Raw genomic sequence first — 15232 nt, 5'->3', positions numbered from 1 at the left:
CCCACCACCCTCCCCCTCCTGCGGACCGGGGGAGCTCCACCGGCAGCGGAGCGGATCATCAGCACGCAAGGTTCCCCTCAGACCCGGGACGACGCCGTCCCGACCCCCGCCGATACCGTGGAGGTGCCCGTGGCCGAGCCGACCGGGGCGTCCGCGGACACCACGACGGACGGGAAGCCCAAGGGTCCGCGGCGGATCGGCGTGCTGCTGGTCGTCGCGGTGCTCGCCCTCCTGATCGACCTCGGCAGCAAGCTGCTGGTGGTCGCCCGGCTGGAGAACCACGCGGCGATCAAGGTGATCGGGGACGTGCTCACCCTCCAGGTGATCCGGAACTCGGGCGCGGCCTTCGGGATGGGGCAGGCGCTGACCGTCGTCTTCACGGTGATCGCCTCCTCCGTCATCGTGGTGATCTGGCGGATCGCCCGGAAGCTGTACAGCCTGCCCTGGGCGATCGCGCTCGGGCTGCTGCTCGGCGGGGCGCTCGGCAACCTCACCGACCGGCTGTTCCGCGCGCCCGGGGTCTTCCGCGGCCACGTGGTGGACTTCGTCTCCGTCCAGTACTTCGCGGTCTTCAACCTCGCGGACTCGGCGATCGTCTGCGGCGGAATCCTGGTGGTCCTGCTCTCCTTCCGGGGCAGCAACCCGGACGGGACCGTCCACCAGGAGGTCGAGAAGGCCGGGAAGGCCGGGAAGCCGGAGCAGGGCGAGAAGTAGCGCCGGACCGCCGGCGGGCGGGGGAGGGCCGCGGTTCCGGCATACTCGTACGGGTGAGTACCGCAGCGCAGATCCGCAGCCTCCCCGTTCCCGACGGCCTGGAGGGCGAGCGCCTCGACGCCGCCCTGGCCCGGATGTTCGGCTTCTCCCGGACCAAGGCCGCCGAGCTGGCCGCCGACGGCAAGGTGATGATCGACGGCGCCGTGGCCGGCAAGTCGGACCGGGTGACCGCCGGCTCCTGGCTGGAGGTCGAGATCCCCGCCCCGGCCGCGCCGGTGCGGATCGTCGCCGAGCCCGTCGAGGGCATGCGCATCGTGCACGACGACGAGGACATCGTCCTGATCGACAAGCCGGTCGGCGTCGCCGCGCACCCCAGCCCGGGCTGGACCGGCCCCACCGTGATCGGCGGACTGGCCGCGGCCGGGTACCGGATCTCCACCTCGGGCGCCGCCGAGCGCCAGGGCATCGTGCACCGGCTGGACGTCGGCACCTCCGGGCTGATGGTCGTCGCCAAGTCCGAGCGCGCGTACACCGACCTCAAGCGGCAGTTCCACGACCGGATCACCGAGAAGCGCTACCACACGCTGGTGCAGGGCCACCCGGACCCGATGAGCGGGACGGTGGACGCGCCGATCGGGCGGCACCCCAGCTCGGACTGGAAGTGGGCCGTCACCCGCGACGGCAAGGCGTCGATCACCCACTACGACCTGATCGAGGCGTACCGGGCCGCGTCGCTGCTGGCGATCAAGCTGGAGACCGGGCGCACCCACCAGATCCGCGTCCACATGTCCGCGCTGCGGCACCCCTGCGTGGGCGACCTCACGTACGGCGCCGACCCCACGCTGGCCAAGCGGCTCGGGCTGACCCGGCAGTGGCTGCACGCGGTGTCGCTCGGCTTCGAGCACCCGGCGGACGGGCAGTGGGTCGAGTTCTCCAGCGAGTACCCGGAGGACCTCAAGAAGGCGCTGGACATCATCGCGGCGGAGAGCTGAGATGACGGCCGCCGAGATGCCGGCCGTCACCGTCCGGGTCGTCGACGGGGAGGCGGACCTGGAGCTGGCGCGGGCCGTCCGGCGCGAGGTCTTCGTCGTCGAGCAGAACGTGCCCGAGGAGCTGGAGTACGACGAGTACGACGCGACCTCGGTGCACCTGCTGGCCGTCGGGGCCGACGGGGCCGCGCTGGGGACGGCGCGGCTGATCTTCGGCGAGCAGGCGCGCGGGCTCACCGGGGGCGTCGAGGGGCGCGTGCTGCTCGGGCGGCTCGCGGTCGTCGCGGCGGCCCGGGGGACGGGGCTGGGCGCGGAACTCGTCCGGGCCGTCGAGGCCGCGGGGGCCGAGCGCGGGGGCGTCGAGGTCGAGCTGCACGCGCAGGTGCAGGCGCTCGGGTTCTACGAGCGGCTGGGGTACGTGGCCGAGGGGCCGGTGTACGACGACGCCGGGATACCGCACCGGACGATGACGCGGGTGCTGTAGGACCCGCTCTGATCGCGTGGTTCCCCGCGCCCCTGTCCGGGGCGCGGGGAACTCCGCTTTTCGGGGCTTCGCCGGTGGGGCCGGGCGCCGGTCAGGTGTCGGTGGTGCGGAGGCGGGGGAGCGCGTGGGGGTGCTCGTCGCGCAGGTGGGCGATGAGCTGCTCGCGGATGTCGAAGCGGAGCCGGGCGGCGTCGTCGGGGGTGCGGGCGGTCATGGTGGCGCGGACGACGATGGTGCTGGGCGTGGTGTCGGTGACGTCGAGGGCCCACTCGCCGCCGTCCCAGAGCGGGTGCCGGTCGAGGCGGGCGCGCAGGGTGGTGCGCAGCTCGTCCACCCGGGTGGTGTGGTCGAGGTGGAGCAGGACGGCGGCGAGCAGGCCGGGGTCGCGGCGGGTCCAGTTCTCGAAGGGCTTGTTGACGAAGTACGAGACCGGGACGATCAGCCGGCGGTAGTCCCAGAGCCGGACCACCAGGTAGCTGAGGGTGATCTCCTCGACGGTGCCCTGCTGGCCGTCCACCACCACGGTGTCGCCGATCCGGACGGTGTCGCCGAAGGCGATCTGGAGACCGGCGAAGAAGTTGCCCAGGGTGCTCTGGGCGGCGATGCCGGCCACGATGCCGATGATGCCCGCAGAGGCGAGCAGGCTGGCGCCGATGGTGCGCATGGCGGAGAAGGTCAGCAGCATCACGGCCACCGTGACCACGACGATCAGCGCGTCGGCCGCCCGGCGCAGCATGCTGATCTGGGTGCGCACCCGTTGGACCCGGGCCGGGTCGTCGACGCGGCTCTCGTACCGGCTGAGCAGGGCCTCCAGGACGGCGGCCACCACGCGGACGGTGAGCCAGCCCAGCGAGGCGAGCAGGAACAGCAGGAGCAGGTGCTGGGCGCCGTCGTCGTGCTTCAGGTGGAAGATCCGCTGGAGCGGCTTGGCGGCGAGCAGCAGGGCCGACACGACGGCGAGCTGGAGCGGGATCCGGCAGCGGCGCAGGAGCGGCCAGACCGGTGCCGACGGTTGGCGGGCGGCGATCCGCTGGAGGGCCTGGTCGACGATCCAGCCGATCGCCAGGGTGGCGGCGACGGTGGCGAGCAGCGAGAGCAGCGGCCGGAGCATGCGCCGTACGATACCCGGGCACAGTGGGGCGAAGCGGACGTAACGGCGCGGGGCTCGGGTGACACCCCGGGCGGTGCTTCCAGGGGGTGCCTTTATCGGACGCCTACCCGGACGGCGGATACGATCAGCGGCCATGGAGTTCGGTGGGGCATGGCGTCGCTGGCGCGCCCGGGGAACAACGGTCAGACACAGGCTGCTGGCCGGGGCGGTGGCCCTGGCGGCCGTGGCCGCGGCCGGCACCGCGACGGTGGCGTCCGGCGGTGAGCAGGCGGTCCGTCAGGAGGACCGTTTCCTCAGCATGCCGGAGACGCCCGGCAGCGCCCAGCAGGTCCAGCTGGACACCTCCTTCTTCACCACCGGCGGCGGTCCGCGCCCGGCGGTGCTGCTCGCCCACGGCTTCGGCGGCTCCAAGGAGGGCGAGCGGCAGCGCGCCGAGCAGCTGGCCCGGCAGGGGTACGCGGTGCTGACCTGGTCGGCGCGCGGCTTCGGGCACTCGGGCGGGAAGATCGGCCTGAACGCGCCCGACCGCGAGGTCGAGGACGTCAAGCACCTGGTGGACTGGCTGGCCCAGCGGCCCGAGGTGCAGCTGGACGGGCCCGGCGACCCGAAGGTCGGCATCACCGGCGCCTCGTACGGCGGGGCGGTCTCGCTGCTGGCCTCCGCGTACGACCACCGGATCGACGCCGTGGCCACCCAGATCACCTGGTGGAACCTGGCCGACGCGCTGTTCCCGCAGGGCGTGCAGGGCTCGGGCGCGGCGGACGGCGTGTTCAAGAAGCTGTGGGCCGGGATCTTCTTCACCACCGGCTCGGCCGGGGACCTCGGGCCCTCCGGGGAGGCGCCGCGGGAGAGCGGCGGCCCCGGGCCGAAGGCGGACGGGCCGGTCGGCTGCGGGCGGTTCCTGGAGTCGCTCTGCCAGATGTACGACCGGGTCGCCACCGCCGGGCACGCCGACCCGGAGGCCGTCGCGCTGCTGGACCGCTCCAGCCCGTCCTCGGTGGCGGCGCAGCTCAAGGCGCCGACGCTGGTGGTGCAGGGGCAGCAGGACTCGCTGTTCCCGCTGGACCAGGGCGACCGGATCGCCAAGGCGGTGGCCGCCAACGGCGCCCCGGTGGCGGTCGACTGGTTCGCCGGCGGCCACGACGGCGGGACGGACACCAGCGCCCGGGTCGACGACCGGGTCACCGCCTGGTTCGACCACTACTTGAAGGGCCGCGGCAACGACACCGGCGCCGACTTCCGGGTCACCCGCACCGGCGGGGTCGACTCGACCGGCTTCCAGGCCGTGCTGCGCGGGGCCACCGCCGACCGGTACCCGGGCCTGGGCGGGACCGGCTCGCGGACCGTCGAACTGGCCGGCGGCGAGCAGACCCTCGCCAACCCGCCCGGCGGCGCGCCGCCCGGCATCTCGACGCTGCCCGGCGTCGGCGCGCTCAGCCAGGCCGCCTCGCTGGGCGCCGGGCTCTCCCTGGACTTCCCCGGCCAGAACGCCGCCTTCGACTCGGCGCCGCTGGACTCGCCGCTGCACCTGACCGGACAGCCGACCGTCCCGGTGCGGGTGACGGCCGACCGGCCGGACGCGGTGCTGTTCGCGAAGCTGTACGACGTCGGCCCGGACGGCAAGGCGGTGCTGCCGCAGCAGCTGGCCGCCCCGCTGCGGGTCACCGGCGCGGACGCCGGGCAGACCGTCACGGTGGCGCTGCCGACCGTGGACCACACCTTCCCGGCCGGGCACCGGGTGCGGCTGGTGCTGGCGAGCACCGACCTCGCGTACGCCTCGCCGGTCGAGCCGGCCACCTACCGGGTGGCGCCGGCCGGGGCGCTCACCGTGCCCACCGTCGAGGAGCTGGTCACCGAGGCGGCGCCACTGCCCGCGCGGACCTGGCTGCTGCCGGTGATCGCCGTCCTGGCGGCCGCGGCCCTGCTGCTGGCACCGCGGCTGCGGCGCCGGCGGGCCGCCGCCGGGCCCGGCTTCGACCCGGAGCTGGCCGCCGTGCCGCTGCTGATCAGCGGGCTGAGCAAGCGCTACAAGGGCGCCCAGGACCGCTACGCCGTACGGGAGCTGGGCTTCCGGGTGGAGCGGGGGCAGGTGCTCGGACTGCTCGGGCCGAACGGCGCGGGCAAGACCACCACGCTGCGGATGCTGATGGGACTGATCCGGCCGGACGCCGGGGAGATCAGGATCTTCGGGCACCTGGTGCGGCCCGGCGCGCCGGTGCTGTCGCGGGTCGGGGCGTTCGTGGAGGGCGCGGGCTTCCTGCCGCACCTCACCGGGCGGGCCAACCTGCGGCTGTACTGGCAGGCGACCGGACGGCCGGAGGCCGACGCGCGCTTCGACGAGGCGCTGGCCATCGCCGGGCTCGGCGAGGCGCTGGACCGCGCGGTGCGGACGTACTCGCAGGGCATGCGGCAGCGGCTGGCGATCGCGCAGGCGATGCTCGGGATGCCGGACCTGCTGATCCTGGACGAGCCGACCAACGGGCTGGACCCGCCGCAGATCCGGGAGATGCGCGAGGTGATGATCCGGTACGCGGCCGGCGGGCGGACCGTGATCGTGTCGAGCCACCTGCTGTCCGAGGTCGAGCAGAGCTGCACGGACCTGGTGGTGATGGACCGTGGGCGGCTGGTCACGGCCGGCCCGGTCGCGGACATCGTGGGCGCCGGCGAGCTGCTGATGATCGGCATCGCCGACCCGTACGACCCGGCCTCGGTGGCCGACAAGGTGGCCGCGCTGGCCGGGGTCGGCTCGGCGGAGGCCGTCGAGGGCGGACTGCTGGTGCGGCTGGACGGACTGGCGGCCAGCGAGCTGCTGGCCGAACTGGTGCGGCTGGAGGTGCCGGTGGAGAGCGCCGGGCCGCAGCGGCGGCTGGAGGACGCGTTCCTGTCGTTGATCGGAGGTGGAGCGTGAGTGCCGTGACGAAGGACCACACGGAGCCGGAGGGCCGGGTCGGGTCGATGGACCATGCCGAGGGGTACCGGGCGGGCCGGACGCTGCCGCTGCGGGTGGAGGCGGTGCGGCAGCTGCGCCGGCGCCGCACGATGGTGATCGGCGGGGTGCTGGCCGCCATGCCGTTCGTCATCCTGGCCGCGTTCCAGCTCGGCGGCACCCCGGGCCGGCCGGACCGGACCACCTTCATCGAGCTGGCCACCGCCTCGGGGGCCAACTTCGCCGTCACCATGCTGTTCGTCGGCACCGGCTTCATGCTGGTCATCCCGGTCGCGCTGTTCTGCGGGGACACCGTCGCCTCCGAGGCCAGCTGGTCCTCGCTGCGCTACCTGCTGGCCGCGCCGGTGCCCCGGGCCCGGCTGCTGGCCCGCAAGTTCGCCGTCGGGCTGGGGTTCTCGGCGGTGGCGGTGGTGATGCTGCCCGCGATCGGGCTGGTCGTCGGCACCGCGGCGTACGGCTGGGGGGACCTCAAGCTGCCCGCCGGGGTCAGCCTGCCGGCCGGGCAGGCGCTGCCCCGGATCGCCATCGCGGTGGCCTTCGTGTTCCTCAGCGAGATCGTGATCGCGGCGCTGGCGTTCTGGCTCTCCACGGCGACGGACGCGCCGCTGGGCGCCGTCGGCGGCGCGGTGTTCGCCTCGATCATCACCGGGGTGCTGGACGCCGTCACCGCGCTCGGCGACCTGCGGGAGTGGCTGCCGGCGCACTGGCAGTACTCCTGGGCGGACGCCCTGCAGCCGCAGCTGGAGTGGGGCGGCATGGTGCAGGGCGTCTCGCTGTCGCTCTCGTACGCGGTGGTGCTGCTGGCGCTGGCGTTCCGGGGGTTCGCGCGCAAGGACGTGGTGTCGTAGCCGGGCGTGGGGCTGGGGCCGGAGTCGGGGGCGCGGGGTTCGGCGGGGGATGCGGGATCATGGGTGGGTAGCTGACCTCCCTGGTGAAGGACCCGAACCGTGGCCCAGATCGTCCTCTTCCACTCCGCCTACGGGCTGCGCCCCGCCGTGCACGCCGCCGCCGAGCGGCTGCGCGCCGCCGGGCACACCGTGCACACGCCGGACCTGTTCGACGGGCGGACCTTCGAGTCCGTCGAGGAGGCGCAGGAGTTCCAGGAGGAGCTCGGCGGCCGCGACGAGCTGCTGCGCCGGGCGGTGACGGCGGCCGCGCCGGTGTCCGAGGGCGGGCTGGTGTACGCCGGCTTCTCGCTCGGCGGCGCGGTGGCGCAGAACCTGGCGCTGGCCGACGAGAAGGCGCGCGGGCTGCTGCTCCTGCACGGCACCTCGGACCTGCGGGAGGACGCGGTCACCGAGATCCCGGTGCAGCTGCACATCGCGGAGCCGGACCCGTTCGAGCCGGAGGACTGGCTGAACGCCTGGTACCTGCGGATGCGCCGGGCCGGGGCGGAGGTGGAGGTGCACCGCTACCGGGGCGCCGGGCACCTGTTCACCGACCCGTCGCTGCCGGACTACGACGAGGACGCGGCCGAGCGGGCCTGGGCGGCGTCGCTGGACTTCCTCGCGGAGCTGGACGGCTGACGGCTGACGGCTGACGGCCGACGGAGGGGCGGAGCACGGAACCGCCCGCCCGGACGGGATCCGGGCGGGCGGGGCGGAGGCGGGCGGCGTCAGGCCGGCGTGGGCTTGATCATGGCGAAGGGGGCGCCCTGCGGGTCGGCGACGACGGTCATCCGGCCGGCCATCATGTCGAAGGGCGGGGCGAGGACGGTGCCGTTGCGCTTGACCAGGGCGTCCACGGTGGAGTCGACGTCGTCGACCGCGAAGTAGGTCAGCCAGTGGGCCGGGGTGCCGGGCGGGTCGTTGGCGAGCAGGGTGGCGCCGCCCACCGCCTTGCCGCCGACCTGTAGCACCCAGTACGAGTCCACGCCCGGCATCGGCTCGATCTCGATGCCGAACGCCTCGCCGTAGAAGCCGGTGGCGGCCGGGATGTCGCTGGTGTGCAGTTCGTTCCAGGTCAGCGCGCCGGGCTCGTTGACGACCTGGGCGCCGAAGAACTCGCCCGGCTGCCAGACGCCGAACACCGCGCCCTGCGGGTCGGCGGCGATCAGCATCCGGCCCAGGTCGCCGACGTCCATGACCGGGACGAGCAGGGTGCCGCCGGCGGCGACGATCGCGTCCTGGGTGGCCTGGGCGTCGGTGCTGGCCAGGTAGCTGGTCCAGACGGTGGGCGGCTCCGGCATCCCCTCGGGGGCCGATGCCGGGCCGATGCCGGCCGCGGCCTTGCCGTCGAGCGTGCAGACGGCGTAGCCGCCGAACTCGGCCGGGCCGGCCTGCCCCTGCCAGCCGAGGAGGTCGCGGTAGAAGTCCAGTGCGGCCTGCTGGTCCTTGGCCATCAGGTCGACCCAACACGGGGTGCCGGTCGCGTACGGGGTGGTGACTTCGGGCATGATCGCCCTTTCTGGTGAGGGGTCCCTGCCGGTCACCATCTCCTCGTGCACCGTGGTTCGCCACTCGAGACACCGCCCCGGCGGCCGGCTCGGCCGAGGCCCTGGGCGAGGGCAGGGGTGAGGGCCCGGGCGGCGGCCCGGGCGGGGTCAACCCCGATGGCCGTACCGGTGCGCCCGTTCGAGCGGCGGTCGGGTCGACACCGTGTGCGGCGGCACCGGCCGATGGTTCGAGCACTGACGCTTCTGTGTGGCACCACCAGCCCCTGTCCCGGCACGCCCGTACGGCCGAGGATGCGCAACGATTTCGCCAACGCCGAGAGCCTGCGCGAGTTCCGGCCGACCGACCCGGACCTCACGCTCTCCATGACGTTCATGGACCTGCACCACCCCGAGACCGTCCCGCCCGGGATCGAGCTGCTGGACCGCGAGTACCCGGGGATGTTCCGCTGGGCCGGCGAGGTCAACGTCGTCAAGCAGGCGCTGTTCCCGAACCTCGCCGAGCCGGCCACCAGCGAGGACATCCCGAACTGGGCGCCGTTCATGAAGGTGTTCCGCGAGCGGGGGCTCCCCGTCACCTTCCACTCCGACCTCGGCAACGACGTCGAGCCGACGAAGTACCTGCACCTGATGGAGGAGATCCTCGCGCAGTACCCCGACAACAAGATCGTCTGGGCGCACATGGGCCTCTCGAAGGAGCTCTCCCACATGGACCCGGACGAGCACATCCGCATCCTGGAGCGGCTGCTCGACCAGCACCCCAACCTGACCGTGGACCTGAGCTGGCGGGTGCTGGAGGACCAGTACTTCAGCCTGCCCGGCGTACGGCAGAAGTACGCGTCCTTCCTCGACCGCCACCCGACCCGGGCGATCACGGGGACGGACTTCGTGGCGGCGCGGAACAAGGACTACGCGGTGTACGAGCAGGAGTTGGAGGTCACCAGCCGGATCAACCGCGCGCTCGGGGACGAGGCCTTCCGGGACATCGCGCTCGGCCAGAACTACTTCCGGCTGCTGGGCCTGAAGGCCAAGGCGCCCAAGGTCTGCCCGTCCGGCGCCAAGCCGGTCGGCAAGGACGCGACGTACCCGAGCCCGCCCGGGCAGCCCGCCGGCGTGGCCGACGAGGACTGAGCAACTCGCGGACGGTTGTCGGCCGTTGACGTGGCCCCTCGCGCCGGTGGGCGCGAGGGGCCACGGTACGTCCGGCGGGGGTGGTCGGAGAGCGGACGGTGGCTTGAAAGCGACCCTTGTGGGTAGTTGATCGGACGCATAGCGTGACGGCCTGCCGCATCGCGGTTCCTGCCAGCCCGATGAGAGAGGTGGCTTCGCCATGCCCGAAAACCTTGACTACGCCGAGCCCATCGAGCCCACGCCCGCCGTCGCCGCGGCGAACCGGAAGGCCGCCGAGGAGTCCCGGATCGCCGACGAGAAGGACGGCCGGGACTTCGCGGACGCCAGCCGGTTCATGATCTCCCCGCCGGACGTCCCGGTCGTCATGTCCCGCAAGAACCCGGAGCAGGTGGTCTGGGACTTCACCGCGTACGAGTTCCTGGAGCCCGACCTGCGCTCCGAGATGCCGACCGTCAACGGCAGCCTCCACCGGCAGGGCGAACTGACCGCCATCGCCGGGCTGTTCCAGGTCACCAGCTGTCGTGAGTACCGGGTCTACCAGGTGCGCGGCTACGACCTGTCCAACATGACGATCATCGAGTCCGACGAGGGCCTCGTCGTCATCGACCCGCTGGCCTGCTACGAGACCGCGCAGGCCGCGCTCCGGCTGTTCCGCGACAAGACCGAGCTCAGCAAGGAGCTGCGGCCGGTCAAGGGCGTCGTCTACACCCACTGCCACGTCGACCACTTCGGCGGCGCCCGCGGCCTGTTCCACGAGCTCGGCGACCCGCTGGAGCCGGGCGTCCCCGTCGTCGCGCCGGAGGGCTTCCTGGAGCACGCCGTCAGCGAGAACATCTACGCGGGCCCCGCGATGGCCCGGCGCGCCCAGTACATGTACGCGGCGCAGCTGGACAAGGGCCCGACGGGGCAGGTCGGTTCGGGCCTCGGGCTGACCATCTCCACCGGCGAGGTCACCCTCGTCCCGCCGACCGTCTACATCGGCGGACCGGAGCACCCGGCCGTCCCCGAGAAGGACTGGCAGAGCGCGTACGTCATCCCGTGGCGCCCGGAGCTGTACCAGTACAAGCTGGCCGGCGTGCAGATGGTGTTCCAGCTCACCCCGGGCACCGAGGCCCCGGCGGAGATGAACATCTACCTGCCGGACGCCCGGACGCTGTGCATCGCCGAGAACGCCACCCACACCATGCACAACATCCTCAGCCTGCGCGGCGCGCAGGTCCGGGACGCGCACGCGTGGTCGAAGTACCTCACCGAGGCGATCCAGACCTTCGGCAAGGAGACCGACGTCCTGTTCGCCTCCCACCACTGGCCGATGTGGGCCGAGGCGGACGGCTCGGGCGAGCAGGTGACCAACGCGCGCATCCTCGAATTCCTCAACAAGCAGCGCGACATGTACGGCTACCTCAACGACCAGTCGCTGCGGCTGATCAACGACGGCCGCACCGGCATCGAGATCGCCGAGGAGCTGCAGACCCTCCCGGCCGGCCTCAACGACCACTGGTACAACCAGGGTTACTACGGCTCCGTGAGCCACAACCTCAAGGCCGTCTACCAGCGGTACATGGGCTGGTACGACGGCAACCCGGCCCACCTCTGGGAGCTGCCGCCCGTCCAGGCGGGCGCGGGCTACGTGGCCGCGATGGGCGGCGCCGAGGCCGTGATCGGCGCGGCCAGGACCGCGTACGAGACCGACACCCCCGACGGCTTCCGCTGGGCGGCCCAACTCCTCGACCACGTCGTCTTCGGGGCCGCCGCCGAGGGCAGCCCGATCACCGAGGCGTCGCTGACCGAGGCCAAGCAGCTCCAGGCCAAGGTCTTCACCCAGCTCGGCTACGGCGCCGAGAACGGCACCTGGCGCAACGCCTACCTCACCGGCGCCCAGGAGGTCGTCAACGGCCCGCAGCCGCTGATCACCAGCCAGAGCTCCGCCGACCTGATCCGCAGCACGACCCTCTACCAGTACTTCTCGGCGATCGCCCGGAGCGTGGACGGGCCGACGGCCGCCGAGCAGCACCGGATCCCGATCGTGCTCGACTGGGTGTTCACGGACACCGGCGAGAAGTGCACCACCACCCTGCGCAACGGGGTGCTGGTCTTCGTGCCCGGCGGCGACCGCCTCGTCGACGTGCCGGACGCCACCATCACGCTCAGCCGTCCGACGCTCAACGAGCTGGCCATGAAGCCGGGCTTCCGGCGCAACTTCGACCAGGCGGTGCAGGACGGGACGATCACGCTGGCGGGCGAGCGGGCCCAGGAGTCGGCCGACGCCGTCTTCGACACCCTGACGCTCCCGGACCCGAAGTTCCCGATCGTCACCCCGTAGCCACACCGTCCGGCCCTTCCGGTCCGACCCGTCGTGGGGGGCGGGGCGCGGGAACGGAGGGGGTGCGGCCCCTCGCGCCGGTTCGGGCGCGAGGGGCCTCGCTGTGCGGGAGGTCGGGTGGGCCTCCTGTGTCGGAGGGAAGAGGCCGGAGCGGCCCCTCGGGCGGCCCGTTCGGCGTACGGTCGACGTATGGACGTACGCGCGCGACTGCTCTCGGTCAACGTCGGCAGGCCCCGGCCTAACCCGTGGAAGGAAGACCTCGGTCTCACCGGCATCGACAAGCGCCCGGTGGACGGCCCGGTCGCGGTGGCCGCGCCAGGCCCCAAGGGGACGGGCGCCGTCGCCCTGGCCGGGGACCGGGTCTACGACGTGAAGAACCACGGCGGCGACGACCAGGCGGTGTACGCCTACGCCCGGGAGGACCTGGACGGCTGGCAGACGGAACTGGGCCGGGACCTGGCCAACGGCTCCTTCGGCGAGAACCTGACCACCACCGGCCTGGACGTGAGCGGTGCTCTGATCGGAGAGCGTTGGCGGATCGGCCCGGACGTCGTCCTGGAGGTGTCCTGCTCGCGCATCCCCTGCGGGACCTTCCAGGGCTGGCTGGCGAGGAAGGGCTGGATCCGGCGCTTCACCGAGGCGGCCCTGCCCGGCGCCTACCTGCGGGTGGTCGCACCGGGCGAGCTGCGGGCGGGGGACGCGGTGGAGGTGGTGTACCGCCCGGACCACGACGTCACGGTGGCCCGGTCGTTCCGCGCGGTGACGACCGAACCGGAGCTGCTGCCGGGCCTGTTGGCGGCGGAGGCGCTCCCGGAGGAGATCAAGGAACTGGTGCGCCGGAGGGTCCGGGTGTAGGGCCGTTTCCTCGAACCCGCACGAGCGGGAGGTCTACCGCGCCCTGGAGGACACTCGATGAGTGACGAGGGCCGGCACGATCCACCCGCCGCTGAAAGGATCTCGACGCGGAACGGCGCGCCAGGAAAGACTGGGACACCTCGTCCTGAAGGAGTTGTGATGCAGGTAGCCGTGGTCACCTTCGACGGTTTCAACGAACTCGACAGCTTCATCGCCTCCGCGTTGATCAACCGGTGCCGCAAGGACGGGCTGGAGGCCTTCATCACAACGCCGACGCCGGTGGTCACGTCCATGAACGGCGTCAAGGTGACCGGGCAGCGCCCGATGGAGTTCGTGACCGGGGCCGACGTCGTGCTGATCGGCAGCGGAGTCAAGACACAAGACGTGGTCGCAGACGACCAGCTGATCTCCAGGCTGCGGCTCGACCCGTCGCGACAGCTGATCGGCTCGCAGTGCTCGGGCGCGCTGGTGCTCGCCCGGCTCGGGCTCCTGAAGGACATGCCCGCTTGCACGGACATCAAGAGCCGCCCTTTCGTCGAAGCCTGCGACGTCACCGTGCTGGACGCACCGTTTCACGCCGAGGGGAACATCGCCACGGCGGGCGGCTGCCTGGCATCCCAGTACCTCGCCACCTGGGTCATCACCCGAGTGCTCGGGGAAGACGCCGCGCGCGACGTCATCGGCTACGTCGCCCCGGTCGGTGAGAACCAAGAGACCGTCGAACGCGCCATCCGCGCCGTCCACTCGGGCGAGGCCGCACTGAGCTGAGCCGAGCTGACGCTGCGTCAGTCGACGGCGGTCAGGTGCTGGGCAGCATCCGCCCGAACTGGATCAGTGACCTGTGAAGTACGGGGCTGGCGTGGGCGCGCGTGGGCAGCTGGGCTGACACCGGGGGGATCGATGGAGAACGCGCCGGACCACGGCCGGACCGTGCGGAACGGTTCGCTGGCGATGATCGGCCTGGGGGTCCTGCTGTTCGTCCTCAGCCTGGTCTACCTGATACCGCACGACATGGGGGTGACGTCGGAGCTGCGCAGCCGCGGCGTCCACGTCCCCGCGGTCGTCACCGAGTGCGTGGAGGTGAGCGGGCCGCAGGACAACCCGGCGGGCAACTCCGAGTGCCGGGTGCGGTTCACGACGGCCGAGGGTGCGTCGGTCGAGACCCGACTCGCCTACGTCACCGGCACCGTCAAGGCCCGTGACACCGTGACGGTGGTGTACGACCCCCGGCACACCGACACCGCCGCCCTCGCTTCGAGCATCGGCTTCTGGGACTCACTGGGCCGGAACGCGCTCGACGTGGTCGCGCTGGTCGCGTCGGTGGTCATGATCCTGGTGGGCCTCGCGGTCCACCTCGCGTACCGCTGGCTCACCCGGGCGCGAAGCCGGCCCGGGGTGATGTGACGCCCCTGCGCCCGCCCCCGCGCCCGGGACTGGCGGCGAGGGGCGCGGAGCGTGGGAAGTCGGGCGGGCCGACTTCCTGTGCTGGAGGGGGTCAGGCGTGGTGGTCGAACTCGCCGGCCTGGGCGGCTCGGAGGAAGGCGGCGAAGGTGGTGGGGGTGGTGTGGAGGGTGAGGTGGCCCTCGTCGGACTCGCGGAGTTCGACCGAGCCGTTGGCCGTGCGGACCTCGACACAGTTCTCGACATTGCCGCTGAAAGAGGACTTCTGCCAGGCGCAGTTGGGCATGTCGGCCTCCTGGGTTGGGCTGCTGATGGTACGCCCCGCGCCTGGGGTGGGGGAGGGGGCGTCACGTCGCTTAGGAGTCAGCGGCCGATGCGGGCGAAGGTGAAGGCGGTGGAGCCTTCGAGGACGGGGATGACCTCGATCCTGCTCTGCCGGCCGGGTTCGAGGACGGTCCACGAGGAGCCCTGGGGGGACTTGATCCGGTACGTGTCCGGGACGCCGTCGACGGGGATCAGCTCCCACTCCGGGGCGTCGCCCTGGTCGAGGAGGAGGGAGACCAGCGGGCCGGCGGGCTGGAGGTCCTCCACGGCGGTCGGGGCGCCCTTGGCGTAGAGCCGGTAGTGGTTGTTGGGATAGGCCTCGACGAGCCAGACGGCGTCCTGGTCGTCGGTGTTGGCGAAGACGGCTTTGGGGGAGAGGTCCAGGGCTTCGTGACGGGCGCGGCCGATCCGGGCGTCGCCGCTCTGGATGGTGTAGAGGCCGGACTCCAACTGGGCCATGGCTGTCATTCCTTCGCGATACGGGCGAGGTGCAGGACAGTTGTACGTGCTCGGAGGAAGACGAGGGAGGGGCCTCGGCGTGCCGTCACCTGAACGAGCTAC

General features: G+C 72.5%; 15 protein-coding genes. 11 read left to right on the top strand and 4 right to left on the bottom strand.

Going from position 1 to position 15232, the window contains the following annotated elements; all coding sequences use genetic code 11:
- Positions 1-123: 123 nt before the first annotated feature.
- The 3 genes from lspA to ACWDD9_RS08320 are packed head-to-tail and all read left to right on the top strand — an operon-like array spanning position 124 to position 2187.
- Positions 124-714: a signal peptidase II gene (lspA, locus tag ACWDD9_RS08330; RefSeq protein WP_449811146.1), complete on the top strand. Its 591-nt coding sequence runs from the start codon at positions 124-126 to the stop codon at positions 712-714.
- Positions 715-767: 53 nt separating this feature from the next.
- Positions 768-1706, top strand: coding sequence for an RluA family pseudouridine synthase (locus tag ACWDD9_RS08325; protein ID WP_049649532.1), 939 nt, complete (start codon positions 768-770; stop codon positions 1704-1706).
- A gap of 1 nt (position 1707) precedes the next feature.
- On the top strand, positions 1708-2187 hold the full coding sequence (locus ACWDD9_RS08320) for a GNAT family N-acetyltransferase (RefSeq protein WP_449811145.1): 480 nt from the start codon (positions 1708-1710) through the stop codon (positions 2185-2187).
- Between the two features lie 91 nt (positions 2188-2278).
- Here ACWDD9_RS08320 and ACWDD9_RS08315 read toward each other — a convergent pair whose 3' ends face one another.
- The gene (locus tag ACWDD9_RS08315; RefSeq protein ID WP_375873997.1) at positions 2279-3298 is read right to left on the bottom strand and encodes a mechanosensitive ion channel family protein; all 1020 of its coding nucleotides are present in this window, start codon (positions 3296-3298) and stop codon (positions 2279-2281) included.
- A gap of 133 nt (positions 3299-3431) precedes the next feature.
- Here ACWDD9_RS08315 and ACWDD9_RS08310 point away from each other — a divergent pair, with 133 nt between their 5' ends.
- The 3 genes from ACWDD9_RS08310 to ACWDD9_RS08300 all read left to right on the top strand — a co-directional run bounded on the left by ACWDD9_RS08310 (position 3432) and on the right by ACWDD9_RS08300 (position 7771).
- Positions 3432-6206 carry an alpha/beta fold hydrolase gene (locus ACWDD9_RS08310; RefSeq protein WP_449811144.1) on the top strand — a complete coding sequence of 925 codons (2775 nt, stop codon included), beginning with the start codon at positions 3432-3434 and terminating at the stop codon, positions 6204-6206.
- Between the two features lie 47 nt (positions 6207-6253).
- Complete coding sequence (locus ACWDD9_RS08305; protein WP_049649556.1) at positions 6254-7093, top strand: ABC transporter permease; 840 nt, start codon at positions 6254-6256, stop codon at positions 7091-7093.
- Positions 7094-7192: 99 nt separating this feature from the next.
- The gene (locus ACWDD9_RS08300) at positions 7193-7771 is read left to right on the top strand and encodes a dienelactone hydrolase family protein (RefSeq protein ID WP_049649536.1); all 579 of its coding nucleotides are present in this window, start codon (positions 7193-7195) and stop codon (positions 7769-7771) included.
- 89 nt (positions 7772-7860) lie between these two features.
- Here ACWDD9_RS08300 and ACWDD9_RS08295 read toward each other — a convergent pair whose 3' ends face one another.
- Positions 7861-8640 (bottom strand): VOC family protein, encoded by a 780-nt coding sequence (locus ACWDD9_RS08295; RefSeq protein WP_049649537.1) that lies wholly within the window; start codon positions 8638-8640, stop codon positions 7861-7863.
- Between the two features lie 156 nt (positions 8641-8796).
- On the opposite strand from ACWDD9_RS08295, the gene ACWDD9_RS08290 reads away from it, so the two are divergent.
- The 5 genes from ACWDD9_RS08290 (at position 8797) to ACWDD9_RS08270 (ending at position 14350) form a co-directional block, all read left to right on the top strand.
- Positions 8797-9768, top strand: coding sequence for an amidohydrolase family protein (locus tag ACWDD9_RS08290; protein ID WP_449811143.1), 972 nt, complete (start codon positions 8797-8799; stop codon positions 9766-9768).
- 199 nt (positions 9769-9967) lie between these two features.
- Positions 9968-12091 (top strand): alkyl/aryl-sulfatase, encoded by a 2124-nt coding sequence (locus ACWDD9_RS08285; protein WP_449811142.1) that lies wholly within the window; start codon positions 9968-9970, stop codon positions 12089-12091.
- Between the two features lie 189 nt (positions 12092-12280).
- On the top strand, positions 12281-12946 hold the full coding sequence (locus ACWDD9_RS08280; protein WP_449811141.1) for an MOSC domain-containing protein: 666 nt from the start codon (positions 12281-12283) through the stop codon (positions 12944-12946).
- A gap of 159 nt (positions 12947-13105) precedes the next feature.
- On the top strand, positions 13106-13714 hold the full coding sequence (locus tag ACWDD9_RS08275) for a DJ-1/PfpI family protein (RefSeq protein WP_449811140.1): 609 nt from the start codon (positions 13106-13108) through the stop codon (positions 13712-13714).
- A 132-nt stretch (positions 13715-13846) separates the two neighbouring features.
- On the top strand, positions 13847-14350 hold the full coding sequence (locus ACWDD9_RS08270) for a hypothetical protein (protein WP_449811139.1): 504 nt from the start codon (positions 13847-13849) through the stop codon (positions 14348-14350).
- Positions 14351-14441: 91 nt separating this feature from the next.
- Here the strand turns inward: ACWDD9_RS08270 and ACWDD9_RS08265 are convergent, their stop codons facing one another.
- Entirely contained in the window at positions 14442-14633 is a 192-nt protein-coding gene (locus tag ACWDD9_RS08265) for a DUF397 domain-containing protein (RefSeq protein WP_449811138.1), read from the bottom strand.
- A 77-nt stretch (positions 14634-14710) separates the two neighbouring features.
- Positions 14711-15130 carry an I66 family serine proteinase inhibitor gene (locus ACWDD9_RS08260; protein WP_181970545.1) on the bottom strand — a complete coding sequence of 140 codons (420 nt, stop codon included), beginning with the start codon at positions 15128-15130 and terminating at the stop codon, positions 14711-14713.
- Positions 15131-15232 lie beyond the last annotated feature (102 nt).

The organism is Kitasatospora sp. NPDC001119, from assembly GCF_053598475.1.
This window is presented reverse-complemented; position numbering and strand designations above follow the sequence as displayed.